Genomic DNA, 22,547 nt, shown 5'->3' on the forward strand with positions numbered 1-22,547 from the left:
GCCCGGCGTCAGAACCGGACCGGCTGGCCGGTGGTCTCGAGCACGGCCATCCACAGGTCGCCGTGCGGGTCGACGTGGTTGCTCGTCGCGGTGGCCAGCTTGATCGGCAGGTTGATGAACCGGCCCCGGCGGCTGCCGACCATCATCGACGTGAACCCGGCCATCGCCGCGTGCGTCGCGGCCTGGGCGAGGCGGGTGCAGTACACCGCGTCGAACGCGTTGGCCGGCACCGAGCGGATCGCGTACCCGGGGTCGATGTAGCGCAGCGAGTACGGCAGGTCGCCGAGGCCGTCGCTGATCTCCTGGCGCAGGAACGCGCCGATGTCGCCGAGCTTGCGGTTGCCCGACGGGTCGGTGGCGGTCGAGGCCGGCAGCAGGTCCTGCCCGGCCCCCTCGGCCACCACGACGACCGCGTGCCCCTGCTCGGCGAGCTTCTTGCGAATTCCGGCCAGCAGCCCGTCGAGCGTGAACGGGACCTCGGGGATCAACGTGAAGTCGACGCCCTGCGCGACGAGCGTCGCGTGCGCGGCGATGAACCCGGAGTGCCGGCCCATCAGCTTGACCAGCCCGATGCCGTTGACGCCGGAGCTGGCCTCGGTGTGCGCGGCCTGGATCGACTCGGCGGCGCGCGCGAACGCGGTCTGGAACCCGAAGCTGTGGTCGATCCACGGGATGTCGTTGTCGATCGTCTTCGGGACGCCGACCACGGCGATCGGGAGACCACGGCGGGCGGCCTCGTCCGCGATCAGGGACGCGCCGCGCAGCGTGCCGTCGCCGCCGACCACGAACAGCATGTCGATCTTGTGCGCGACGAGCGTGTCGACCATCGTCGCCGGGTCCTGGCTGCCCCGGGACGTGCCCAGGATCGTGCCGCCGCGGGTGTGGATGTCGCGGACCAGGTCGGGCGTGAGGCGTACGGGGTCGGACCCGTCGGCCAGCCCGTGGTAGCCGTTCTTGAAGCCGAGCACGTCCCGGCAGCCGTACGCGTGGCGCAGGTGCAGCACGAGCGCCCGGATGACGTTGTTGAGCCCGGGGCAGAGCCCGCCGCACGTCACGATCGCCGCGGTGACCTCGGAGGGGTCGAAGAAGAGCTTCGCCCGCGGCCCGCCGGGGTTGAACGCCGGAAGGTCTTCGGTCCGCTCGACGCGCCCCTTGGCCATTCCGAGCGTGTCGTCGAGGAGGACCCGATCGGTCTCGGTGACGTAATGGACCGATTCTTGACGGTTCCCAAGCAATTCCTGTAACGGCGTATCTACTGTGCGTGTACCCAATCGGGTGATCAACAGGTCGTCATGCGTGATGGCCTGCAAGTCACTCAGTCGCACTGTTATTCCTCAGCCAGAAGCCCGTTACACCATCATGTACGGTATCGCACCGACAGGGGTTTCAGGGATCGATCAAGACCGTAGTGGCAGTTGGCCTTCTCTCATTTCGAACCCACCGGTGGTAAACGCCGTGATCACAATGGTGGTTGGAAATCGGGGGCCTGCCCGCTCAAAGGGGAAGCACGATGGGTTTGCCACGGATAGTCCGGGCATCATTACTGGTAGTAGCGGTGCTGCTCGCGGCCGTCGGGTGCGGCGATTCGAACTCGGAAAGCGACTCGACCAAGGACACGTCCGGTGGCCTGATCGGTATCTCGATGCCGACCGACGACCAGGCTCGCTGGGTCACCGACGGTGAGAACCTCACTTATCAATTCGAGCGTCTGGGCTATGCCGCCGACATGAAGGTGGCCGACGGTTCGGCGGCCCGGCAAATCCAGCAAATTCAGTCCATGATCGACGCCGGGGCCAAGGCATTGGTGATCAGCGCGGTCGACGGCAAGTCGCTCACCGGCGTGCTGGCCAAGGCGCACGAGGCCAAGGTCAAGGTCGTCGCCTACGACCGGTTGATCGAAGGCACCCCCGACGTGGACTACTTCGCCACGTTCGACGGCCAGCGGGTCGGCATCCTCCAGGCCACCTACCTCGTCGACGCGCTCAAGCTGCGCAGCGGCGGCGAGCCGGTCACGATCGAGCTCTTCGCCGGCTCGGCCGACGACAACAACGCCTCGGTCTTCTACAAGGGCGCGATGAGCGTGCTGAAGCCGTTCATCGACAGCGGCCGCCTCGACGTGCGCAGCGGCCAGACGGCGTTCAACCAGGTCACCACGAAGGCGTGGAGCGACGAGGTCGCACGTCAGCGGATGGCGAGCATCCTCAAGGAGCACTACGAGTCCGGTGACCTCGACGCGGTGCTCTCGCCGTACGACGGCATCTCGCGGGGCGTGCTGCAGGCGATCAAGGCGGCCGGCGCGAAGCGCCCGGTGATCACCGGGCAGGACGCGGAGATCGAGTCGGTCAAGCTGATCGCGTCCGGCCAGCAGGACCAGACGGTCTTCAAGGACACGCGCAAGCTGGCCGAGCTGGCCGCGACCCTCGTCGACACCTCGCTCAAGGGCGGATCGCCGCAGGTCACGGACACCACGCAGTTCGACAACGGCGTCAAGATCGTCCCGACCGCGCTGCTCCAGCCGGTCACGGTCGTGAAGGGCAACTACGAGAAGGTGCTGGTCGGCAGCAGCTACTACAGCGCCGCGCAGGTCGGTCTCGCGTCCTAGGGGACGTCCGCGATCACGGACAGCCGGTCGGCCGAGTGCCGATCGGTGTCCGGGTCGTAGAACGCCACCCCGAGGTGGCCGCGTTTGGCCGTGTACATCGCGATGTCCGCGTGCTGCAGCAGCTTCTCGGCGTCGGTGCTGGGGCCGGGGTAGCGGGAGATCCCGATGCTGCCGGACACGGCCACCGTGACGTCGTCGACGGTGGCCGGGCCGCAGAGCGCCGCGTGCACCCGCTCGCCGAGTTCGATCGCGGTCGCCCGGTCGGCGACGCCGGGCAGCAGCACGGCGAACTCGTCGCCGCCGAGGCGCGCGACCAGGTCGTTGCGCCGGGCCGCCCCGGCCAGGCGGGCCGCCACCTCGATCAGCAGCTGGTCGCCGGCGTGGTGGCCGAGCGTGTCGTTGACCTCCTTGAACCGGTTGAGGTCCAGCAGCAGGAGCGCCACCCCCACGTCGGCCTCGCGGTCGCAGCGGGCCAGGCACGCGTCGATGTGCTCGTGGAGCAGGGAGCGGTTGGCGGTGCCGGTGAGGCTGTCGTGGGTCGCCCGGTGGCGGCTCTCCTCGGCCAGCCGCTCGGCCCCGCGCTGGTAGGCCAGGAGCACCAGCGTGCTGAACAGGACGAGCACCAGGTCGATCGCGGAGATCACGCCGACGGCCACGAGCATCCGCTGGTTCGTGCGTTGCGCGTCACGCAGCGCGGCGCCGATCTCCAGGCTGTTGCGTGCGACGTTCACCGAGGCCTGTTTGCGCAGCGCTGAGGCGCTCAGCGCGGCCTGCTCGGCGTCCAGCAGCACCTCGGCGCGGTCACCCCGCTGGTCGGCGTCGACGAGCGCGCGCAGCGTGTAGCTGTACCCGCCGTAGGTGTTCTGCAGCGACCGGGCCTCGGCGGCGTCGGCGTCGTCGCCGTTCGCGACCAGCCACCGCAGGTTGGCCTCGGCCGACCCGATCGACGAGATCAGCGGCTGCTTGCCGACCTCGGTCTTGGACCGCACGAAGTCGATCAGCTGTTCGTACTCGATGCTGATCTTGAGATAGACGTCGCCCCACTGCCGGCTGTGTTCCTGGGTGTCGGCGATCCGCGTCATCGCGCCGGCCGAGCTGCGGGTGCTGAAGACCGCCAGGCCCGCCAGGACCGACAGGCCGATCGCCAGCGCGGTCACCGCACCGCGCGCGACGCCGCGTCTGCGCATCCACGCGATCCGCATCGGCGGATGTCTCCCCTCGGCCGCTCTCGAGAATCCCATCGACCGATCCGGGGCCGGGCTGAGTCTTCGCCGGTCGAAGGACTGAAATGCGGCGCTCCGCTGCCGATGGGCGGGGCGTGACCCGGGCCGTGCTCGCGCTGCTGCTGACGCTCGTCGCCCTCACCTCGTGCGCCCGGAAGCCCGGCGGGACGCCGGTGGCCGCGCTGGTCGTCGTCGGCACCGAGCTGACCACCGTGCAGCAGATGGTCCGCGGCTTCGCGATCGGGGTGAAGCAGATCGGCGGCGTCCGGCACCGGGAGTTCGGGCCGCGGATCGCCGACACCGCCCAGCAGCTGCGCGCGCTGCGGGCCAACCGGTCCCCGGCCCCGGACAGCTACACGGTGTTCACGTTCAACCCGGAGCTGCTCGCGGAGTCGCTGGCCGGGCTGAGCCGCGCCGGGATGCCGGTCGTGGCGCTGCAGTGTCCCCCGGCGCAGAGCTCCGAGGTACCGCTGCTGATCGGCAACGACAACCGGGCGGTGGGGGAGCTGCTGGCCCGCCAGCTCGCCCGCACGCTCCGCGGCACCGTGACCGGGACCCTGGTGCTCGGCAACCCCGCGCCCGGTGTGCAGACCTACGACGAGCGCGCGATCGGGTTCCGCGAGACCTTCGCCCGGCTGTTCCCGCGGGTGCGGGTGATCGGGCCGTTCGACACCAAGCTCGAACCCGAGATCAACCACGAGGCCTGGGACGTGCTGGTACGGGCGAACCCGCGGGCGATCGCGTTCGTCGGGGTCGGCGACGTCGACGCCGGGAACATCGTGCGGGCGCGCACGACCTACCGGGGGCAGTGGGCCGCCGCGGGCATCGGGCTGGGCGCCGACGGGTTGCACGCCGCCGCGACCGGCGACCTGGTGCTGGTCTCCGGCGAGACGTTCCTGCAGGGCCTGATCGCCGGCCGGCTGCAGGCCGCGCACCTGCGGTACGGCTCGGATCTGCCGGAGGGGTGGGTGCAGGTGCCGGCGCTGGTGGTCACCCCGGCCAACGCGCCGGAGATCATCGCGCGCCAGCGGTCGTCGGAGTCGGCCGCGGCCTGGTTCGCCGAACACGACCGGGACCTGCTCGAGAACCCCGCCCGCCACCTCCGCCCGCTCTCCGAGGCGGCGGTCGGCGCCTCGGGTTGAGCGCGCCCGGGCACGGGTCCGCGGGCCGGCGACACGCCGACCTAGTTGACGCCGCTCTCGTCGGCCAGGCGGCGGGCCTTGCGCAGCGCGTCGCGCCAGGCGATCGCCGGTGCCTTGCCGCGGTACTCGACCTCGCGGAGCTCGCCGAGATAGACGTCCTGGATCGCCGCGTCGGCCGGGGCCTCGTAGAGGCGGCGGGTGTGCCGGGCCGACGCGCTGAACACGTCGATCGTGCGCTGGCCGCCGAAGAACGGGTCGGCCACGGTCAACGCCGGCATCGCGTAGGTGGCCGGCGTCGACGGGAACAGCCGGGTGTCGGTGAACGCGCGGGCCTGGTTGCCGGGGTTCAGCAGCCACCGGATGATCCGGAAGGAGAGGTCCGGGTCGGACGCCGACGCCGGGATGCCGAGGAACGAACCGCCGATGTTCGTGTCGCCGGCCGGCCCGGTTGCCACCCGCCACTTCCCTCTGGTCAGCGGCGCCGCGCCCTCGATGTCCTGGGCGTGCCAGGCGGCGCCGAGCGAGACCGCGATCGAGCCGTCGGCCGCCAGCGCGGCCCACTCCGGGGCGTCGTTGTCGACGTGCGCGCAGAGCCCGTCGGTGCTGGCGCCGATCGCGATGTCCCAGGCCGAACGGATGTGGTTGCCGTCGCCGACGAAACGGTTGAGCTCGTCGACGAACCGGGTGCCCGACTGCGACACCGCGATCGTGAACAGCGTCATCGTGTTCGCGATCCAGAACGTGTCGGGCAGACGGCGGCGCAGCCGGGCGCCGAGCATCCGGAACTCCGTCCAGGTCCGCATCGCCGCGTCGACGTCGGCGGGCTCGGTGGGCAGGCCGGCCCGGCCGAACACGTCGGCGCGGTAGAACGCGGCGGTGGGCCCGATGTCGATCGGGATGCCGACCAGGCGTCCGTCGTTGGCCCGGCCCTGCTGCCACTTCCAGGCCAGGTAGTCGTTCTCGATCTCGTCCGCGCCGAGCGTCAGCAGGTCGACGAACAGGTCGGCCCGGGGGAGGTACGAGGCGAGGTCCTCACCCTTGATGCCGGTGATCGCCGGCACCCCGTCGGCCTTCGACAGCGCGGTGTCGAGGCCGGTCCGGAACACGCCGGCGTGCTCGGTGTAGGTGAGCCTGGTGTCGGGCGCGAAGCGCTTGACCGCGTCCGCGATCACGGCCGACGAGAGGCCGCCGGGCCAGCACCAGAGCGCGGTGCCGGTCGGTTTCCCGGCCCCGTCGTCACCGGAGCCGCACCCGGTCAGCGCCGCGACGGGCGCCAGCAGCGAGGCGGAGAGCACCTGACGTCGGCTGAGCCCCATAAAAACTGACAATAGCCAAATTCGCCCCGATAACGCGCTCACGGTCGTAGCGTGGGCTCGAGTTCTTCGAAGACCAGCCAGGTCCGGGTGCTCAGGACCCCGTCGATGCTCTGGATCTCGTCGAGCACCAGGCGGCGCAGCTCGGCGTTGTCGCGGCTGCGTACCAGCAGGATGACGTCGAACTCGCCGCCGACCAGGCCGATGTGCACGACACCGGGCAGTGCCTGCAGCCGTTCGCGCAGCGGCCGCCACTGGTGCTGGCTCAGGTTGAGCGTGATGTAGGCGGTGGTGCCGAGCCCGGCCGCGACCGGGTCGACGTCGGCGTGGAACCCGCGCAGTACGCCGGTCTCGCGGAGGCGCTCCACCCGGGCGTAGGCGTTCGCGCGGGAGACATGGACCTGTTCGGCGAGCGCGCGGATCGAGAGCCGGCCGTCCGCACGCAGCGCGGCGAGGATGCGGCGGTCGGTGTCGTCGAGGTCGGTGGCCATGTGTCTCGCGGGCCTTCCGGGAAGCGGGTGGGTGTTGGACGAACGGCTCGGGCAGGCCGCCTTTTCGGTGACATCTTCTCGCGATCCGGCCACCGGTTCCGTGCGAATGGCTTCCGGTGGAGCATCTATTCATGACACGTGATCCCGATCACTTGCTCCCGTCACGGTCCCCGGTCCAATTGATCGACGAGCACGGGGTCGCGGTCGGCGCCGACCGGCCCGACTTCCCGCCGCCCGCCGCGCTGCTCGACGCCTACGCCGCGCTCGTCGTCGGCCGGCGCTTCAACGAACAGGCGTACGCGCTGGTCCGGCAGGGGCGCCTGGCCGTCTACCCGTCCTCGCACGGGCAGGAGGCCTGCCAGGTCGCGGCGGCCCAGGTGCTGGCGGCCGACGACTGGCTCTTCCCGACCTACCGCGACGCGGTGGCGATCGTGACCCGCGGCGTCGATCCGGTGGCCACGCTGACGCTGTTCCGGGGCGACTGGCACACCGGGTACGACGCCACCGCGCACCGGGTCGCGCCGCAGACCACGCCGTTGGCCACCCAGCTGCTGCACGCGGTGGGCGTCGCGCACGCCGCGCGGCTGCGGGGGGAGCCGACCGTCGTCATGGCGCTGTGCGGGGACGGTGCCACGAGCGAGGGGGACTTCGCCGAGGCGCTGAACTTCGCCGCGGTGTTCGGCGCTCCGGTGGTGTTCCTGGTGCAGAACAACCAGTACGCGATCTCGGTGCCGCTGTCGAAGCAGAGCGCCGCGCCGTCGCTGGCGCACAAGGGCGTCGGCCACGGGCTCCCGGGTGAACGCGTCGACGGCAACGACGTGGCCGCGCTGCTGGCCGTGCTCACCGACGCGGTGGGGCGGGCCCGCGACGGCGGGGGGGCGCAGCTGATCGAGGCGCACACCTACCGCGTGGCCGCGCACACCAACGCCGACGATCCCGGGCGCTACCGGGTCGCGGCCGAGGTCGAGGAGTGGGTGGCGCGCGACCCGCTCGCCCGGGTGGCCACGTACCTGCGGGGCACCGGGGCACTGGACGACGCGCGGCAGGTCGCGTTCGACACCGAGGCCGAGCGGGTCGCGACCGCCCTGCGGGTCGAGACGACGCTGACGAAGGACCCCGGGCAGCTCTTCGCCCAGGTCTACGCGTCGCCGACCCCGCAGTTGCGTGAACAGGCCGCGCTGGTCCGCGACGAACTGAGCCGGGAGGTGGACGTCTGATGGAGAAGATCACGCTGGCCGGCGCGGTCAACAGCGCGCTGCGTGACGCGATGCGCGCCGACGAGAGCGTCGTGGTGTTCGGTGAGGACGTCGGCCCGCTCGGCGGCGTGTTCCGGGTCACCGACGGGTTGACCGCGGAGTTCGGGGCGGCGCGCTGCTTCGACACGCCGCTGGCCGAGTCGGGGATCGTCGGGATGGCGATCGGCATGGCGATGAACGGGTTCCGGCCCGTCGTCGAGATGCAGTTCGACGCGTTCGCGTTCCCGGCGTTCGAGCAGATCGTCAGCCACGTCGCGAAGATGCGGAACCGCACGCTCGGCGCGGTCACGCTGCCGCTCGTGATCCGGATCCCGTACGGCGGGGGCATCGGCGGGGTCGAGCACCACTGCGACTCGTCCGAGGCCTACTACGCGCACACGCCCGGGCTCCAGGTGTTCACGCCGTCGACGGCGGCCGACGCGTACGGCTTACTGCGCTCCGCGCTCACCGGCTCGGACCCGGTCGTCTTCATGGAACCCAAGAAGCTGTACTGGACGAAGGAGGAGCGCGATCCGTCCGGGACCGTGCCACCGCCGGGGCGCGCGGTGATCCGGCGGCCCGGCACCGACGCGACGCTCATCGCCTACGGGCCGGCCGTGCCGGTGGCGCTGGACGCCGCCGCGGTCGCGGCGTCCGAGGGGCGCTCGCTCGAGGTGGTCGACGTGCGGACGATCGTGCCGTTCGACGACGAGACCGTGTGCGGGTCGGTCGCCCGGACCGGGCGGGCCGTGGTCGTCGCCGAGGCGCCCGGGTTCGCGAGCGTGGCGTCGGAGATCGCCGCGCGGGTGTCCGAGCGGTGCTTCTCGTCGTTGTCCGCGCCGGTGCGGCGGGTGACCGGGTTCGACATCCCGTTCCCGCCGCCGGCGTACGAGTCGCTCTACCTGCCCGGCGTGGACCGGATCCTCGACACGGTCGACGACCTGCAGTGGGAGCTGGTATGAGCGCGCAGACGTTCGTGTTGCCGGACCTCGGCGAAGGGCTCACCGAGGCGGCGGTCGTGCGGTGGCTGGTCACCGAGGGCGACGCGGTGACGATCGACCAGCCGGTCGCGGAGGTCGAGACCGCGAAGGCGGTCGTGGAGGTGCCGACGCCGTTCGCCGGGACGGTGACCGCCCGGCACGTCGAGGTCGGCCACACCGCGACGGTCGGTGACCCGCTGCTGTCGGTGACCACCGACGAACCGGCCGGGTCCGGGAACGTGCTGGTCGGGTACGGCACGACGACCTCGACCGGCCCGCGCCGCCACCGCCGCCCGCGCGCCGCCGCCGCGCCGGTGGCGGCGGCCCCGCCTGCGGCGACAGCCGCGTCCCCGGTCGGGCTCCCGGTGACGTCCCCGGTCGGGCTGCCGGTCCCGGGTGCCGCGGAAACGGCGTCGTCGGCCGCGGCCGCGGGGGATCGGCCGCGGGTGGTGTCGCCGCTGGTGCGGCGGCTCGCGCAGGAGCGGGGCGTCGACGTGCGTACGATCCGCGGCAGCGGCCACGGCGGTCTGATCCTCCGCCGCGACGTCGAAGCCGCGTCTCCGGCCGCGTCCCGGGTCGAGGCGCCGGCCGCGGCGGCCGAAGCGCTCCCCGCCGTGGCTCCGGTCCCGGCGCGCAGCGGGGAGACGCGGGTGGAGCTCTCGCCGCTCGGAAAGGCCGCGGCGGGTGTGTTCGAGCGGAGCCGGCGCGAGATCCCCGACGTCACGATCTGGGCCGACGTGGACGCCACCCCGCTGGTCGAGCTCCGGGCCGGTGCCCCGGACGGCCCCGGCCTGCTCGCCTACCTCGCCCGGTTCACCGTGGCCGCGCTCCGCGAACACCCGGTCTTCAACGCCCGCTTCGACGCCGAGCGCCGCGAGACCGTCCACTCGCCGACCGTCCACCTCGGCCTCGCCGTCCAGGGTGCCAACGGCCTGGTCGTACCGGCCGTCCCGCACGCGGACACGCTCACCACGACCGGGCTGGACGCCGAGATCCGCCGCCTCACCGCCGCGGCGCGGAACGGCGAGGCGACCTCCTCGGCCGGCACGTTCACGCTGAACAACTACGGCGCGTTCCGGGTCGACGGCAGCACGCCGATCCTCACGCCCCCGAACGTCGGCATGCTCGGCGTCGGCCGGATCATCGACCGTCCCTGGGTGGTCGGCGGGGAGCTCGCGGTGCGCAAGGTGACCACGCTCAGCTTCGTCTTCGACCACCGGGTCTGCGACGGGCGGACCGCCGCCGACTTCCTCCGCGTGGTCGCCGACGCGATCGAGAACCCCGCGGCGGCGATCGCCCGCCTGTGATCGACGCAGTCGCCGGACGACGTCTACTTCGACCCGCGGTACGGCGGCCCGGGCTGCGCCGGAGCCGGGCTCGCCGGTGCCCTGGCGGCCATCGTCCTGGTACTGCGCACCCGGAGCCGCCGGCGGGGCGTCAGTGCTGGTTCTTGATGACGAAGTACGAGCCGCGGATCGTGCCGGCCAGCTTCGACTTCTGGCGGGCGAACTTGAACGACGCGAGCTCCTCGGGAACGTCCATCCCGTCCGCGAGCTTGAACCCGACCGCCCGCTTCCCGCCGTCGTCGAGCCCGTACATGACGTTGATCGAGAGGCCGCTCTCGTAGAACACGTAGGCCATCCGGATGTTCTCGACCTGGAACTCGGTCGCTTCGAGCGGGCGCGACGCGATCACGAGACCACGCTCGTCGGCGAGGATGCCGTGCACCCAGTCGACGACCGCCCTGGCCTCGTCCGCCGGTTCGACCGCGAAGACGTGGTCGTACTTGTTCTTGAAGTACCGGGCCTCGTTGGCGCGCAGGCCGGCGAGCGCGTCGGCGACCGGCGACGACTCGAGGCCGGCCGTCGACACGGTGGTGAAGTCCACGGCGTGGGACATGAGGTTCCTCCACGTGATCTCCGCCAGCGTAAGCGCCGGTGGATCACCCGCGGATGACGGACACGGCCATCGTGGTGGCCAGGTCGAGCAGCGCCGGGCGGGACACCGACGGTGGGCGCTGCAGGGCGATGCGCAGGCACGACGAGACCAGCACACCCATCGACAGGAACACGATCGCGTCCAGTTCGGCGGGGGTTGCGTCCGGGCGGTGGCGGCGGGGCAGGACGGTGGCCAGCGGGTACAGGTCCGCCTCGATCGAGGGCAGCAGGTTGGCCGTGGTGCCGGCCGGGGTGGCGTCGGCGATCGCGAGGATGACCGGCCGGTGCCGCTCGAACGCCGACACCAGCGTCTCGACGATCAGCCGCACCCCGTCGTCGAGGCCGAGGTCGATCGCGCGGGCCACCCCGTCCATCAGGTCGACGCTGATCGCGCGGACCGTCTCCTCGCGCAGCGCGGCGAGCACGTCGCCCTTGTCGGAGAAGTACCGGTAGAACGTGCCGGTGCTGACGTGCGCGCGGGAGGCGATCGCGGTCGTCGTCAGCCGGGCGGCGCCGTCGCGCTCGAGAAGGTGAACGGTCGCGTCGAGCAGGTCGCGTCGCATCTGCCGAGCTCGTTCTTGGACGGGCTGTATTCGCTGCTTACGCGCCATGTCAGTGAACACCGATTCGCAACCGCGAGAAGTGAATGGAAGGTGAGAATTCTTCACTTTACCCTCGGGTCATGATCCCCGAGGAGCTTCCGACCTCGGTGCGTGCCCGCGACGAGGCGGCCCGGCGGTTCGGTGCCTTCGCGGACACGTACTTCGAGGCGATGTGGGCCGGCGATCCGCTGGCGGACGCGTTCGTGGCCGACTTCGACACGCTCGGCCACGGTGCGGGCCTGAAGCTGCTGCGCACCGCGTGCCGCGACGGAGTGCCCGAGGGCGCGCCGCCGTCGCTGCGTGCCCTGTTCGACCAGCTCGAAGCCGTCCCGGCCTGGGTCGACTTCCCGGCCCTGGACGCCGCCTCCGCGCACGCCGCGCGGTACGTGCGCCAGTCCGGGATCGCGCTCGGGGCGGCGTCGCTGGTGAGCGGGTACGCCAACGCGGCGGCGTCGCGGCCGCTGGAGATGACCGGGCGCTACCTGGACAACGCGGGGGCGCGCACGATCGAGGTCGCGTCGTGGCTCGCCGCGGTCTCCGAGCCGGGCGGCCTGGGCCGGTACTCGACCGGGTTCGAGCTGACCGTGCGGGTGCGGATCATCCACGCGCTCGTCCGGCGGTCGCTCGCCGGGCGCGCCGACTGGGACGCGGCCGCGTGGGGCGTGCCGATCTGCCAGGCGTTCCTGGCCTACACGCTGGTCGAGTTCTGCCTGATCCCGCTCCGTGCGATGCGGGCGATCGGTGCCCCGCAGCGCCCGTTCGAGTCCGACGCCGCGTACGCGCGCTGGCGCTACCTCGGTTACCTGCTCGGCATCGACGAGGCACTGCTGCCCCGCGACCGCGGCGAGCAGGAGCGCCTGGAGGAGATCTACCTGCTGACCCGCCCGCCGGTCGACGAGTACTGCCGGACGCTCGTCGGTGCGATCAACACCGACTTCCTGGTGCCGGAGCTGGAGGGGCTGCTGCCGGGCCGCGCGCGGAGGCTCGCGCCGAACGTCGTCCACGGGCTGGAAAGGATTTTTGTCGGGGACGTGATCGCCGACGAGCTCGGCATCCCGGCGACGCGGCTCACCACCGTGATCCGGGCCGTCGGGCCGGTGTTACGGGTGGTCAACGGCGTGCTCGACCGCATCCCGGCGGCGCTGGCGGCACGCACCCGCGCCGGGCAGCGCTACCAGGCCGAACAGGACGCCCTGCTGCGCGCGAAGTACGACGTGCACCACGACCTGGTCGACGCCTCGCCGGCCACCGCGCGCAGCCATCCCGCCCGGGCGACCTGACCTTGATACCTAGAGCTACTATGCATCGCAGCTCTAGGTATAGGGAGGTCGGATGCGCATCACGAAGGACCTGGTCGCCGCGTCCGCTACGCCGTTGGTGCTCGGCATACTCGCCGACGGTGACAGCTACGGCTACGCGATCCTCAAGCAGGTCAACGAGCTGTCCGACGGTCAGCTCGAGTGGACGGACGGGCTGCTCTACCCCCTGCTCCACCGGCTCGAGCGGCTCGGGCACGTGGAGTCGTTCTGGGAGACCCCACCCGGCGGCCGCAAGCGCAAGTACTACCGGATCACCGGGCAGGGGCGCGCGGAACTGGTGGAGCAGCGCAAGCAGTGGGCCGCGGTCGTCGCGACGCTCCGCGGGGTGTGGGACTCGACCCGGATGCCGCCGCTCGCCTGGGAGGGTGGACGGTGAGCCCGGACCTGGAGACCCAGATCGCCGATTGGCGGGCGTACGCCGACCGCCGCCGGGAGCTGCACGGCACCGACACCGACGAGCTCGAGGACCACCTCCGCGCGCGGATCGCCGAGCTCACCGACGCCGGGCTGCACGCCGACGAGGCGTTCCTGATCGCGGTGAAGCGGATGGGCAGCCTCGACGACCTGTCGCGCGAGTTCGCGCGGGAGCACTCCGAGCGGCTCTGGAAGCAACTCGTGCTCCCGGGTGAGGAGGAGCGCGAGAAACCGCGCCGCGAGTTCGTCGCGGCGCTGATCTGCGCGGTGATCGCCGTCGTCGCGGTGAAGCTGCCGGTGCTCTTCGGCATCGGCCTGAGCGACGACGACGCCGACTTCTACGGGCGCAACGTCAGCCTGTTCGTGCTGCCGGCGCTGGCCGGGTACTTCGCCTGGCGACGCCGGGTGCCGCCCCGGGTCGTCGGCGTGCTGGCCGGGTTGTTCGTGCTGGGCGCGGTCGCGATCAACGCGTACCCGATGAGCGACGACTCGCAGAGCCTGGTCGTCTCGGCCATCCACCTGCCGCTCGCGCTGTGGCTGGTCGTCGGCATCGCCTACGTCGGCGGTGACTGGCGCGACGGCCGCCGGCGGATGGACTTCATCCGCTTCACCGGCGAGTGGGCGATCTACTACGCGCTGATCGGCCTGGGTGGCGGCGTGCTCCTCGCGTTCACGGTCGGGACGTTCAACGCGATCGGTCTCGACGCCGAGGTCGCGGTGTCCGAGTGGCTGCTGCCGTGCGGCGCGGCCGGGGCGGTCGTCGTCGCGGCCTGGCTGGTCGAGGCGAAGCAGAGCGTCATCGAGAACATGGCCCCGGTGCTGACCAGGGTGTTCACGCCGTTGTTCGCCGCCGCGCTGCTCGCCCTCCTGGTCGGGCTGGTCTGGACCGGCCGGCTGGACGTCGAGCGCGACGTGCTGCTGCTGTTCGACCTGATGCTCGTCGTCGTGCTGGGGTTGCTGCTCTACTCGATCTCGGCCCGCGACCCCGCGACCGGGCCCGGCTGGTTCGACCGGCTGCAGCTCGGGCTGGTGGTCGTCGCCCTGCTCATCGACGCGGTCGTGCTGGCCGCGATCACCGGGCGCATCACCGGGTGGGGCTTCACCCCGAACAAGACCGCGGTGCTGGGCGAGAACCTGATCCTGCTCGGCAACCTGGCCTGGACGGCGTGGCTCCTGCTGGCGTTCGTGCGGCACCGGGTGACGTTCGCGGCGCTGGAACGCTGGCAGACCCGGTACGTGTTCGTCTATGCCGGCTGGGCGTGGTTCGTGGTGCTGGTGTTCCCGCTGATCTTCACGTTCGACTAGGGAGGTCCTCCCAGCGCGGATCCGGGCCGAACAGGGCGGTGAGCGCCGCCGTACCGTCGGCCGTGACGCGGACCGCGCGGCCGGAGCCGACCCGCCTGATCCACGCGGTGCGCAGGAAGGCCGCGCAGAGCGCGGCCCCGGCGGCGCCCGCGAGGTGCGGGCGCCGCTCGGTCCAGTCCAGGCACCGCCGGGCCGTCGGGCGGCGGCCGGGGCGCAGCGGCGCCCCGAGCGTGTCGGTGAACCAGGCCGTGCCCGCCGGGGTCAGCACGTCGGCGTCCAGCAGGCCGTCACGGACCAGCGCGTCGGTGACGGCCACGCCGAGGCCGCCGGCCAGGTGGTCGTAGCACGTGCGTCCGCGGCGCAGCGCGGCGTCGGCGGTCACCGCACGCAGCCCCCGGGGCGGCGCCGGGCGGGGCTCCACCCGCGCCGACAGGTCCTCCAGCAGGTCGGCGACCGACGCGTCGGCCAGCGCCACGTAACGGTGGCGCCCCTGCCGGTGCTCGGTCAGCAGGCCGCCGCCCACCAGCCGGTGCAGGTGCGCGGTCGTGGTCGACGGGGCGACGCCGACGTGCCGGGCCAGCTCGCCCGCGGTCCAGGCCCGGCCGTCGAGCAGCGCCAGGCAGAGCGCGGCGCGGGTCTCGTCGGCGAGCAGCGACGCGATCGAGGCGAGGTCGCGGGCGGTGGTCACCGGGCCATTCTGCGCCCGGAACGGTTCGGCCGGCGCCGAACGGTTCGCGGCCTAGCGTCGGCCGGTATGAGCATCCTGACCGACCCGGCGTACCGCGTGCCGCCCGTCCCCGACGCCTCCCGCGGGGTCGCCTGGCTACGCGCCTCGGTGGCGCGCTTCAGCTCCGGTGAGGCCCACCGGCGGCGGCGGGCCCTCGTGGTCGCGCTGCTGGACACCGTCCCGCCGGAGTCCCTGCGGGGTGCCACCGGCCACCCGGTGGCGGTGCTGGCCCGCGCGCTGGAGCTGGACGTGCCGGTGGAGTGGGTGGCCGACGTCGCGCAGGCCTACCAGCCCGGCACCGGCGACGAGACCCGCGCCGACGACGCCACCGACCGGCTCGTCGCCCGCCTCGGCGGTGCCTACGACGAGGCCACCGCGGCTCGGATCGGACTGCTGGTGCAGGCCTGCGCGGCCACCGTCCACCTGGCCGAACGCGCCCGGACCGCCCCGCTCGACGTCGTGCTGCGCGACGACCCGCCGGCGCCGGCGACCCGACGGCTGGCCCCGGACGGCACGATCGTCCGGGTACCGCTCGCCGGCGACCTCGCGTTCGGCGCCGGCCCGCACGCCTGCCCCGGCCGGCCCCACGCGCTCGCACTGGCCTCAGGGGCACACCCTGACGACGACACGGCGAGGCCCCGGTAGCGCGGCGGGAAGTCCTCCCGGCGGGGAGGGTTACTCAGGGCGAGATTCGGTCACTGTATCCGTCGTGGTACTCGACAGAATGGCCGAGCTCAGCCGGATCGTCCTCGCCGACACCCCACTCGAGACGGTGTTGCTCCGGGTCGCCGAGGTCACTCGCGACGCCGTGCCCCGGGCCTCCGAAGCGTCGGTGACGTTGCTGGTCAACGACCGGCCTACCACTGCGGCGTCCACCGCCGGGCTGGCCAGGGCGCTGGACGAGCGGCAGTACGACCAGGGGTACGGGCCGTGCCTGGACGCCGCGCGCGGCGGCGAGGTGCTGGTCGTCGACGACATGGGCAGCGAGAAGCGCTGGCCGCTGTACGCGCCGCACGCCGTCGAGCTCGGGGTGTACAGCAGCCTCTCGTCGCCGCTTCCGGTGCAGCAGCACGTCATCGGCGCGCTCAACGTCTACAGCGTGGAGAAGGCCGCGTTCGACGAGGAGGCGGTCGCGCTCGCCGCGGTCGTCGCCGACCACGCGGCGGTCGCGGTCGCCAACGCGCACGCCTACACGACGGCCACCGAACTCGCGCACGGCCTGCGCGCCGCGATGGAGTCGCGGGCCGTGATCGAGCAGGCGAAGGGCATCCTCATCGCCGAGGGGCGGTGCTCGGCGGAGGAAGCCTTCGCTCAGCTCACCACGGTGTCCCAGCACACCAACCGCAAACTGCGCGACGTCGCCGCCGCTGTGGTCGCCCGCGCGCAGCGGCGTTCCTAGAATGCCGGGCGACCACGGCGGCGGCCCTCCTAGCGGGCGTTGCCCGGCCGGTTGCCGGTGTGCAGCGGCGGCGGGAAGTTCTCCGCGGCGGTGCCCGTCAGTACGGACGTCATCACGTCGCGCCAGACCGCGCCGGGCACCCCGGAGCCCCGGACGTTGATCGTGCCGTTGACCCGCGCCTCCGGGGGGATCGTGGTGCTCTCGCCCTTCCCGGCCCAGACCGCGGTGACCAGTTGCGGTGTGTACCCGACCACCCAGGCGTCGGACGAGCTGCCGTAGCGCTGCCCGCCGGACTTGGCCGCCGCCGGACGGCCGAGGCGCAGGGCCGGGTCGGCCGCGTACGCCTGCTGCAGCACGTAGGAGACGTCCCGGGCGACCGGGGCCTGGTAGACCGTCACCGCCTGCCCCTGGTTCAACGCGCGGTCGTAGAGCACGGTCTTGCCGTCCGAGTCGAGGACCTTGGTGACGAAGTACGGCTCGTGGTGGACGCCGCCGGCCGCGAACGTCCCGTAGGCCGACGCCTGGTCGAGCACCGACACCCCGTACCGGCCGAGCGCGATCGAGCCGTCGACCTTGGCGTCATCGGCCGGCTTCCCGTCCAGCGTCCTGATGCCGGCCTTCGCCGCGTCCCGGGCGACCTTCGTCGACCCGGTCGTGAGCGTCGCGCCCCAGAAGACCGATTCGACCGACTGCACGGTGGCGGTGGTGAGCGTGCACCGTGGCCCGCAGGACGCGCTGTTGTCCAGCGGCTTCGCGAGATCCTCGTACCGCTGCCCGGTGGTGCCGTCCCACCGCGAGTCGATGCTGTAGCCGTCCTGCACCGCGGTGGCCAGCACGAACGGCTGGAACGACGCGGCGGCCGGGTGGGGCGCGACCGACGAGGCCTGGTCGAGGTTGCCGTAGCCCCGCGCACCGCCGTAGTAGGCGCGCACGGCGCCGGACTTCGGGTCGAGCGCGACGACCGCGGCCTCCTCGCCCCGGACCCGGCTGCGGACGCTGGCGGTGACCGCTTTCTGCGCCCTGGGGCTGATCGTCGTGTAGACGGTGAGACCCGCGGTGTTGATGTCCATCGGGGAGAAGCCGAGCTTCATCAGCTCCGACTCGATGCGGGCCCCGAGCACGCCCGCGGAACCGGCGCGCCACTGGGAGCGCTGCGGCTGCGCGAGAACCTTCGGGTACTGCATCGACGCGCGGGCCGACCGGTCCAGGTCCCCGGCGTCGACCATCGCGTCGAGCACGGTGGTCCACCGGCTGCGCGCGGCGTCGGGGTTGCCGGACGGGTCGGAGCGTGACGGGTCGTCGATGGCCGCCGCGAGCACGGCACCCTCCTCGACGCTCAGCGTGCCGACGTCCTTACCGAAGTACGCCCGGGCCGCGCTCTGCACACCGAACGCGCCTCGGCCGTAGTAGATCGTGTTCAGGTAGCCGATCAGGAGGTCGGACCTGCTCATCGACTGCTGGAGCTTGACCGCGCGGATCGCCCGACCGCTGTACGCGGTGCGGCCCTGGCCGGACGAGATCGTGTTGCGCAGGTACTGCTCGGCCAGCGTCTCCTTGCCCGCGCTGCCGGCGACCAGGTAGCGCAGCGCGCGGAACGCACCGGAGAGCGTGTTCCCGGAGGTCTCGAAGTCCGGGTCCTGGGTGGCGATCACCGCCTGGCGCAGGTGTTCCGGCACCTGGTCGAGCGCGACCACGACGCGGTTCTCGGACGCGAACGTCGCGAGCGTCGAGTTGTCGGAGTACTTGATCTGCGTCGTTCCGGGGAGCCTCGCGATCGGCGGCAGATCGGTGCTGTTCCACACCACCACCCCGCCGATCGCGGTGAGGACCAGCCCGAGGACGACGACCACGGTCAGGATCCGCAGCCCGCGGGGCCGGCCTCGTCCGGTGGGCGGAGCGGGCGGGGGAGGGTCGTTCGGTGGCGGAGTGTCAGCCTCGTCGTTCCGCTCGGCTTCGACGACGTCGACCTCGGACTGATCACTACGCATCGCGCGATTCTGTTGTGGATTGCGGTGAAACGCAACCACACTGGTCACACGGGTTCGCCGGCCCGCCCGGGGAGCGCCGCGGCGGCGATCAGCATCACGACGGTGAGGCCGACGAACACGACGACGATGCGCCCGACGGCCTCGGTCAGCAGCGCCGGGGTGCGTGCGTGCGACCCCAGCACGGCGTTCACCAGCGCGCCGAACGCCGCCGTGCCGACCGCGCTGCCCATCGAGCGCAGGAACAGGTTGTTCGCGGTGACGACGCCCCGCTCGTGCCAGCCGACGCTCGACTGCGCCGCGATGAGCGTCGGGCTGGCGGTGAGGCCCATCCCCGCGCCGATCACGAAGCAGCAGGCGGCGACGAACCAGACGCTGCTGTGCTCGTCGAGCCGGAGCAGCAGCGCGGTACCGCCGAGGATGATCGTGGTGCCGATCAGCGCGCACACCCGGAACCCGAAGCGCAGGTAGATCCGGCCCGAGTTCGAGGCCGCGAGCGGCCATCCGATCGTCAGGGTGGCCAGCGCGAACCCGGCGACCAGCGGTCCGTGCCCGAGCGCCTCCTGCACGTACGTGGGCACGTAGGACGTGAGGCCGAACAGCACCGCGCCGAGCGTGAGCGACACCAGGCCGCTGGTGACCAACAGCCGGCGGCGGAAGACCCAGAGCGGGAGCACCGGTTCGGCCGCCCGCCTCTCCACCAGCACGAAAACCACGAGCAGGGCGACGCCGAGCGCGACGATCCCGAGGCCGGCCGGCGAGCCCCACGCCCAGCGCTGACCGCCCTCCAGCAGCGCGAGGATCAGCAGGGTCAGACCGGACGTGAGCAGGCCGGCGCCGGTGTAGTCGATCGACGGGCGGCCGCGCTCGACCCGCTCGGCGAAGTTACGCAGCACCATCAGCACCGCGAGCAGGCACAGCGGGACGTTGACGAAGAAGATCCAGCGCCAGGAGACGTACTCGCTGAACACCCCGCCGAGCGTGGGGCCGACGACCGCGGCCAGGCCCCAGATACTGGCCATGTAGCCCTGCACCACCGCGCGCTCCTCGGTGGTGTAGAGGTCACCGGCGATCGTGATCGTCATCGGCAGGATCGCCCCGGCCCCGAGGCCCTGAATCAACCGGAAGACGATGAGCGCGCCCATGCTCCAGGCGAAGCCGCACAGCACCGAGCTGATCAGGAACATCGTGATGCCGAACAGGATCACGGGCTTGCGGCCGAACAGGTCGGCGAGCTTGCCGTAGAGCGGCACGGTGACCGCCTGGGCGAGCAGGTAGATCGAGAACAGCCAGGGGAACTCGGTGAATCCGCCGACGTCGTCGACGATCGAGGGCACCGCGGTGGCGAGGATCGTCGAGTCGAGCGCGACGAGCGACGTGGAGAGCATCAGCGCGAGCAGGACCGGTCCGCGCTCGGAGCGCAGCCCGACGCTCGGGGAGGACTCCAGTTTCGTCACGATCGTTTCTCCCCCGGAGACGGTTGCGTCGTACAAACACTAGCCCGGGGGAGGAGGTCAGGAGATCCGGCGGCGGTAGACGGTGACCGCGCCGGCGTAGGCGACCACGAGGATGGCGAGGCACCAGGCCAGCGCGGTCCAGATGTCGTTCCCGACCGGCTGCTGGGCGAACAGGGCCCGGAGGGCGTCGACGATCGAGGTCACCGGCTGGTGCTCGGCGAACGCGCGCACCGGGCCGGGCATCGAGTCGGTGGGGACGAACGCCGAGCTGACGAACGGCAGGAACAGCAGCGGATAGCCGAACGCGCTCGCGCCGTCGGGGGTCTTCGCGGTGAGACCGGGGATGACGGCCGCCCAGGTCAGCGCGAGCGTGAGCAGCAACAGCATCCCGGCGACCGCGAGCCACGCGGTGAGCCCGGCCCCGGACCGGAACCCCATGACCAGCGCGACCAGCACGACCACGGCGAGCGAGACCGCGTTGGCGATCATCGACGTCAGCACGTGCGCCCAGAGCACGCTCGAGCGGGCGATCGGCATCGACTGGAACCGTTCGAAGATGCCGTTCTGGATGTCGCCGAAGAGACGGTAGGAGGTGTAGGCGATCCCCGACGCGACGGTCATCAGCAGGATGCCGGGGAGCATGTAGGACACGTACGACGCGGACCCGGTGTCGATCGCGCCGCCGAACACGTAGACGAAGATCAGCATGAAGACGATCGGGATGAGCGTGGTGGTGATGATCGTGTCGACGCTGCGGGTGACGTGGCGCAGCGACCGGCCGAGCAGCGTGGCGGTGTCCCGGACGAGAGTCATCGTTTGTCCTTCGCGGTGAGAGCGAGGAAGACGTCCTCGAGCGTCGGCTGCTTCTCGACGTACTCGACCTCGGCCGGCGGGAGCAGCTTCTTCAGCTCCGCCAGGGTGTCGTTGACCAGGATCCGGCCTTCGTGCAGGATCGCGATCCGGTCGGCGAGGTGCTCGGCCTCGTCCAGGTACTGCGTCGTGAGCAGGACGGTCGTGCCCTGTTCGGCCAGCTCCCGGACCGCGCGCCACACCTCGAGGCGGGACTCCGGGTCCAGGCCGGTCGTCGGCTCGTCGAGGAAGATGACCGGCGGGTTCCCGATCAGGCTCATCGCGATGTCGAGCCGGCGGCGCATACCGCCGGAGTACGTCGCCGCCCGCCGGCCGCCGGCCTCGGTCAGCGAGAACCGGCGCAGCAGGTCGTCGGCGATCGTCTTCGGGTCCGGGAGGTGCCGTAACCGCGCGATCAGGATCAGGTTCTCGCGGCCGGTGAGGATCTCGTCGACGGCGGCGAACTGTCCGGTGAGGCTGATCGAATCGCGGACCTCCCCCGGTTGGGTGGCGACGTCGAAACCGTTGACGCCCGCGCTGCCGCCGTCGGCCTTGAGCAGTGTGGACAGGATCTTCACCAGCGTGGTCTTGCCCGCGCCGTTGGAGCCGAGCAGCGCGAACACCGTGCCCCGGTCGACCGCGAAGTCGACGCCGCGCAGCACGTCGAGATCCTTGAACGCCTTGGTCACGCCGGTGACCCGGATCGCCGTGGTCATGACGCCGCCTCCACCGACCGCTGGACCACGATGTCGCCGAAGCTGGTGCGTGCCTTCACCTCGGCGCGGTTGTCGGTCTCGCGCGGCCCGCTGGTGGCGTCGAGTTCGTTGACGACCCGGCCGAAGTCGGTGTGCAGATCGAGGCGGGCGGCGGTGCCCGGGCTGATGCCGATCTCGATGCGCCCGGCGGCGGTCTTCAGCGTCGCGTCGCCGTGGACGACCTCGGCCAGTCGGATGTCCCCGACGGCCGTGCTGGCGGTGACCGGGCCGGTGGTGCGGGCGGCGGTGATCGCCCCGTTCGCGGACTTGGCGACAAGGGCAGCGCCGGCGGTGCCGATCCAGGTGTCGCCGTTGCTGTTCGACAGCCCGGCGCGACCGCCGACCGACTGCACCGAGAGGCGCCCGGACGCGGTCGTGAGGTCGGCGTCGCCGGCCACGTGCCCGGCCGAGACGACGCCGAGCCCGGTGGACGCGCGCAGCGAGGCCACGTCCTCGACCTGGAGGTCACCGGCGCCGCTCTTGAGCCGGGTGTCGCCGAGCGGGCCGGTGCAGCGGATCGCGCCGGCGCCGATCCGGGCGTCGACCGCGGAGCCGGCCGGGAGCTCGATCGTGACGTCGGGCAGCCCGGCCCGGCGGAACGGGCTGTACGAGCGCGGGCCGCGCACGGTCAGCCGCCCGGAGGTGAAGTCGACCTCGGTGTCCTCGGCGTCGCGGACGTCGCGGTCGCTGAACGCGTCGGCCGGGGCGATCGTGACGACGGTGTCGCGGCGGTCGCTCGCGATGACGCGGATCTCGCCGGCGACCATGTTGATGTCGGCCGAGATCGGCTGGGGTGTGTCGTAGGTGGGCAC

General features: G+C 72.0%; 22 protein-coding genes. 10 read left to right on the forward strand and 12 right to left on the reverse strand.

The genetic code is table 11. The features are described 5' to 3' along the window. Window positions 1–8: 8 nt before the first annotated feature. The gene (locus CRYAR_RS20780; RefSeq protein ID WP_084700750.1) at window positions 9–1,325 is read right to left on the reverse strand and encodes an ATP-dependent 6-phosphofructokinase; all 1,317 of its coding nucleotides are present in this window, start codon (window positions 1,323–1,325) and stop codon (window positions 9–11) included. A gap of 230 nt (window positions 1,326–1,555) precedes the next feature. Between CRYAR_RS20780 and CRYAR_RS20785 the strand changes: the two genes are divergently transcribed. Further along, window positions 1,556–2,602, forward strand: coding sequence for a substrate-binding domain-containing protein (locus CRYAR_RS20785; protein WP_211247561.1), 1,047 nt, complete (start codon window positions 1,556–1,558; stop codon window positions 2,600–2,602). On the opposite strand, the gene CRYAR_RS43380 is transcribed toward CRYAR_RS20785, so the two are convergent. After that, window positions 2,599–3,789, reverse strand: a complete 1,191-nt coding sequence (locus tag CRYAR_RS43380) for a diguanylate cyclase (protein ID WP_169745067.1) — start codon at window positions 3,787–3,789, stop codon at window positions 2,599–2,601. The two genes, CRYAR_RS20785 and CRYAR_RS43380, sit on opposite strands and share 4 nt — an antisense overlap. Before the next feature lie 101 nt (window positions 3,790–3,890). Here CRYAR_RS43380 and CRYAR_RS20795 point away from each other — a divergent pair, with 101 nt between their 5' ends. Beyond that, a complete protein-coding gene (locus CRYAR_RS20795; protein ID WP_084700754.1) occupies window positions 3,891–4,967 on the forward strand; it encodes a sugar ABC transporter substrate-binding protein in 1,077 nt (358 codons plus the stop codon). A gap of 41 nt (window positions 4,968–5,008) precedes the next feature. On the opposite strand, the gene CRYAR_RS20800 is transcribed toward CRYAR_RS20795, so the two are convergent. Both CRYAR_RS20800 and CRYAR_RS20805 read right to left on the reverse strand, forming a co-directional pair. Beyond that, entirely contained in the window at window positions 5,009–6,283 is a 1,275-nt protein-coding gene (locus CRYAR_RS20800) for an ABC transporter substrate-binding protein (protein WP_035853405.1), read from the reverse strand. Between the two features lie 38 nt (window positions 6,284–6,321). After that, complete coding sequence (locus CRYAR_RS20805) at window positions 6,322–6,771, reverse strand: Lrp/AsnC family transcriptional regulator (protein ID WP_035853409.1); 450 nt, start codon at window positions 6,769–6,771, stop codon at window positions 6,322–6,324. A gap of 131 nt (window positions 6,772–6,902) precedes the next feature. On the opposite strand from CRYAR_RS20805, the gene CRYAR_RS20810 reads away from it, so the two are divergent. Genes CRYAR_RS20810 through CRYAR_RS20820 form a run of 3 tightly spaced genes read left to right on the forward strand, consistent with a single transcriptional unit; the run spans window position 6,903 to window position 10,293 of the window. Continuing rightward, window positions 6,903–7,988 (forward strand): thiamine pyrophosphate-dependent enzyme, encoded by a 1,086-nt coding sequence (locus CRYAR_RS20810; RefSeq protein WP_035853410.1) that lies wholly within the window; start codon window positions 6,903–6,905, stop codon window positions 7,986–7,988. Then, window positions 7,988–8,968 (forward strand): alpha-ketoacid dehydrogenase subunit beta, encoded by a 981-nt coding sequence (locus CRYAR_RS20815; RefSeq protein WP_035853413.1) that lies wholly within the window; start codon window positions 7,988–7,990, stop codon window positions 8,966–8,968. Before CRYAR_RS20810 ends, CRYAR_RS20815 begins: the two co-directional genes overlap by 1 nt. Then, window positions 8,965–10,293, forward strand: a complete 1,329-nt coding sequence (locus CRYAR_RS20820) for a dihydrolipoamide acetyltransferase family protein (protein ID WP_035853417.1) — start codon at window positions 8,965–8,967, stop codon at window positions 10,291–10,293. The genes CRYAR_RS20815 and CRYAR_RS20820 overlap by 4 nt, the downstream gene beginning before the upstream one ends. A 130-nt stretch (window positions 10,294–10,423) precedes the next feature. Here the strand turns inward: CRYAR_RS20820 and CRYAR_RS20825 are convergent, their stop codons facing one another. Together CRYAR_RS20825 and CRYAR_RS49030 are read right to left on the reverse strand one after the other, a co-directional pair. Then, complete coding sequence (locus CRYAR_RS20825; RefSeq protein ID WP_035853423.1) at window positions 10,424–10,885, reverse strand: hypothetical protein; 462 nt, start codon at window positions 10,883–10,885, stop codon at window positions 10,424–10,426. A gap of 43 nt (window positions 10,886–10,928) precedes the next feature. Beyond that, on the reverse strand, window positions 10,929–11,486 hold the full coding sequence (locus CRYAR_RS49030; protein WP_035853430.1) for a TetR/AcrR family transcriptional regulator: 558 nt from the start codon (window positions 11,484–11,486) through the stop codon (window positions 10,929–10,931). 119 nt (window positions 11,487–11,605) lie between these two features. Between CRYAR_RS49030 and CRYAR_RS20835 the strand changes: the two genes are divergently transcribed. Genes CRYAR_RS20835 through CRYAR_RS20845 form a run of 3 tightly spaced genes read left to right on the forward strand, consistent with a single transcriptional unit; the run spans window position 11,606 to window position 14,563 of the window. Next, complete coding sequence (locus CRYAR_RS20835) at window positions 11,606–12,805, forward strand: oxygenase MpaB family protein (protein ID WP_051570728.1); 1,200 nt, start codon at window positions 11,606–11,608, stop codon at window positions 12,803–12,805. Window positions 12,806–12,857: 52 nt separating this feature from the next. Then, window positions 12,858–13,220 (forward strand): PadR family transcriptional regulator, encoded by a 363-nt coding sequence (locus CRYAR_RS20840; RefSeq protein ID WP_035853435.1) that lies wholly within the window; start codon window positions 12,858–12,860, stop codon window positions 13,218–13,220. Beyond that, on the forward strand, window positions 13,217–14,563 hold the full coding sequence (locus tag CRYAR_RS20845) for a permease prefix domain 1-containing protein (protein ID WP_211247562.1): 1,347 nt from the start codon (window positions 13,217–13,219) through the stop codon (window positions 14,561–14,563). The genes CRYAR_RS20840 and CRYAR_RS20845 overlap by 4 nt, the downstream gene beginning before the upstream one ends. Here the strand turns inward: CRYAR_RS20845 and CRYAR_RS20850 are convergent. Beyond that, window positions 14,550–15,251 (reverse strand): ArsR/SmtB family transcription factor, encoded by a 702-nt coding sequence (locus tag CRYAR_RS20850; RefSeq protein ID WP_035853440.1) that lies wholly within the window; start codon window positions 15,249–15,251, stop codon window positions 14,550–14,552. The two genes, CRYAR_RS20845 and CRYAR_RS20850, sit on opposite strands and share 14 nt — an antisense overlap. Before the next feature lie 66 nt (window positions 15,252–15,317). Between CRYAR_RS20850 and CRYAR_RS20855 the strand changes: the two genes are divergently transcribed. Both CRYAR_RS20855 and CRYAR_RS20860 read left to right on the forward strand, forming a co-directional pair. After that, window positions 15,318–15,935, forward strand: coding sequence for a hypothetical protein (locus CRYAR_RS20855; protein WP_035853448.1), 618 nt, complete (start codon window positions 15,318–15,320; stop codon window positions 15,933–15,935). A 64-nt stretch (window positions 15,936–15,999) separates the two neighbouring features. Beyond that, a complete protein-coding gene (locus CRYAR_RS20860; RefSeq protein WP_211247563.1) occupies window positions 16,000–16,689 on the forward strand; it encodes a GAF and ANTAR domain-containing protein in 690 nt (229 codons plus the stop codon). A 29-nt stretch (window positions 16,690–16,718) separates the two neighbouring features. On the opposite strand, the gene CRYAR_RS20865 is transcribed toward CRYAR_RS20860, so the two are convergent. The 5 genes from CRYAR_RS20865 to CRYAR_RS20885 form a co-directional block, all read right to left on the reverse strand. Further along, entirely contained in the window at window positions 16,719–18,677 is a 1,959-nt protein-coding gene (locus tag CRYAR_RS20865; protein ID WP_035853465.1) for a transglycosylase domain-containing protein, read from the reverse strand. 44 nt (window positions 18,678–18,721) lie between these two features. Beyond that, complete coding sequence (locus tag CRYAR_RS20870) at window positions 18,722–20,062, reverse strand: MFS transporter (RefSeq protein WP_084701955.1); 1,341 nt, start codon at window positions 20,060–20,062, stop codon at window positions 18,722–18,724. A 126-nt stretch (window positions 20,063–20,188) separates the two neighbouring features. Continuing rightward, entirely contained in the window at window positions 20,189–20,944 is a 756-nt protein-coding gene (locus CRYAR_RS20875) for an ABC transporter permease (RefSeq protein ID WP_035853470.1), read from the reverse strand. After that, window positions 20,941–21,696 (reverse strand): ABC transporter ATP-binding protein, encoded by a 756-nt coding sequence (locus tag CRYAR_RS20880; protein ID WP_035853473.1) that lies wholly within the window; start codon window positions 21,694–21,696, stop codon window positions 20,941–20,943. Before CRYAR_RS20880 ends, CRYAR_RS20875 begins: the two co-directional genes overlap by 4 nt. Next, window positions 21,693–22,547, reverse strand: coding sequence for a DUF4097 family beta strand repeat-containing protein (locus tag CRYAR_RS20885; protein ID WP_035853480.1), 855 nt, complete (start codon window positions 22,545–22,547; stop codon window positions 21,693–21,695). Before CRYAR_RS20885 ends, CRYAR_RS20880 begins: the two co-directional genes overlap by 4 nt.

It is taken from the genome of Cryptosporangium arvum DSM 44712, from assembly GCF_000585375.1.
Classification (GTDB): Bacteria; Actinomycetota; Actinomycetes; order Mycobacteriales; family Cryptosporangiaceae; genus Cryptosporangium; species Cryptosporangium arvum.